3 protein-coding genes are annotated in these 1,719 nt (G+C 61.7%); all 3 read right to left on the bottom strand.

Annotation, left to right across the window (positions count from 1 at the left end; genetic code table 11):
- The coding region (locus WB402_RS14520; RefSeq protein ID WP_424209082.1) for a hypothetical protein at positions 1 to 325 on the bottom strand (325 nt) is incomplete at its 3' end.
- Positions 326 to 448: 123 nt separating this feature from the next.
- A complete protein-coding gene (gene aroB, locus WB402_RS14515; RefSeq protein ID WP_424209080.1) occupies positions 449 to 1,552 on the bottom strand; it encodes a 3-dehydroquinate synthase in 1,104 nt (367 codons plus the stop codon).
- Positions 1,534 to 1,719, bottom strand: a 186-nt coding sequence (locus tag WB402_RS14510; protein WP_424209078.1) for a shikimate kinase, incomplete at its 5' end; no start/stop codon positions are given. The genes WB402_RS14510 and aroB, both read right to left, overlap by 19 nt.

The following is a 1,719-nucleotide window of genomic DNA, read 5'->3' as shown; positions in this document are numbered from 1 at the left end:
CAATACGGCTCGCAGGCTCGCGCGGCAGGAATACCATGCCTACACCGTACTGGCCCAAGGGGGGCAACTTGACTCCCTGCTTGCCCATCTCGTCGCGAAATAGCTTGTCCGGAAGCTGGATCAGGATGCCCGCGCCATCGGACGCCTTTGGGTCGGCGCCCACCGCACCGCGGTGCGTGAGGTTGCGCAGGACGGTTAGCCCTTGATCGATGATCGCGTGCGACTTCTTCCCCTTGATGTGCGCAACGAAGCCGACGCCACAGGCATCGTGCTCGTGTCGAGGGTCGTACAAACCTTGCGCGCCTGGCGAATATCGCTGGTCCACGACTAAATCCCTTTAATCCAATGACTTGCGCCCGTTTTGCCGCCTTGCACAAAAACGATGGGCGAACTTGGAAATATACCTGCTTAGATTTGGTGCTACAAGGGCTTGGCTGCGAGGACGAGCTTAGTGCGGTGCAGCAGCGGCCGCGCTTGTGGCGGCGGAGATAGCCTCCCGCACCTTCCTCTCGTCGAGATCGGCGCGGAGGAGGCTTCGGCCAATACCCTCAAGCACGACGAATCGAATGCGACCCCGGGCGACCTTCTTGTCGATCGCCATCAGTTCCAGATAGCGATCGGGGGACATATCCGGGCCCGCCACGGGTAAGCCCGCGCGCGAGACCAGGTCGCGAATCCGGCCCAACGCGATCTGATCGATCATGCCGTTGCGCGCTGAGAGTTCCGCCGCCATGACCATGCCTGCAGCTACGGCTTCGCCGTGCAGCCAGGTGCCGTATCCAAGCCCTGTCTCGATGGCGTGACCGAACGTGTGGCCGAAATTGAGCAATGCGCGCTGGTCCGTCTCATGTTCGTCCGCCGCCACTACCTGTGCCTTGAGTTCACACGACCGCTGCACAGCGTAGGTCAAAGCCTCCGGATCGCGCGCGAGGAGGCGCTCGACATTGGCTTCAAGCCATTCGGCGAATTTTACGTCCAGTGCAAGGCCGTGCTTGATCACCTCCGCAAGGCCAGCGCGCAGTTCGCGTACAGGAAGAGTATCAAGCGTCGCGACGTCCGAGATCACCGCGCGCGGCTGGTGAAACGCGCCGATCATGTTCTTGCCGCGCGGATGGTTGATGGCGGTCTTGCCTCCAACCGACGAATCCACTTGCGCGAGCAGCGTGGTGGGTACTTGGATGAAGGCAATACCTCGCTGATAGACTGCCGCGGCAAAGCCCGCCAGGTCCCCGATGACCCCGCCGCCCAGTGCCACGATCACCGTTTGCCGGTCGCAGCGGGCGTCAAGTAGCGCATCGAACACGCGGTCGAGTGTGCGCCAGTCCTTAGCTTGCTCTCCGTCCTCGACCACAATGCTGATCGCGTTCGCACCAGCGGACGTAAGCGCCCCTTGCAGGCGCTTGAGGTAGAGCGGCGCCACCACAGCATTGGACACGATCGCCGCCCGGCCGTCCCGAAGGTGCGGCGCATAGAGCGAAACCTCGTCGAGAATTCCCTTGCCGATGTGAATCGGATATGCACGCTCGCGCAGTTCTACGCGGATAGTTTGCATTGTTCCCCGAGCTTTTGAAGAAGCTGTCCCGCCAGAACCTGGACGCTTTGGGTGCCGGTATCTATTACAAGATCGGCTACCTCACGATAAAGCGGATCACGCTGCGCATACAGCTCTTCCAGTCGCGCACGCGGATCCGGCGTCGCGAGTAATGGGCGATTCCGGTC

It is taken from the genome of Sulfuricaulis sp. (assembly GCF_049587675.1).
GTDB lineage: Bacteria > Pseudomonadota > Gammaproteobacteria > Acidiferrobacterales > Sulfurifustaceae > Sulfuricaulis.
The sequence above is the reverse complement of the archived record's forward strand: the minus strand, read 5'-3'. Positions and strand labels throughout refer to the sequence as shown.

Excerpts from the sequence above, each read along its gene's own strand:
- aroB (WP_424209080.1), bottom strand. The coding sequence starts at position 1,552 with ATGCAAACTATCCGCGTAGAACTGCGCGAGCGTGCATATCCGATTCAC.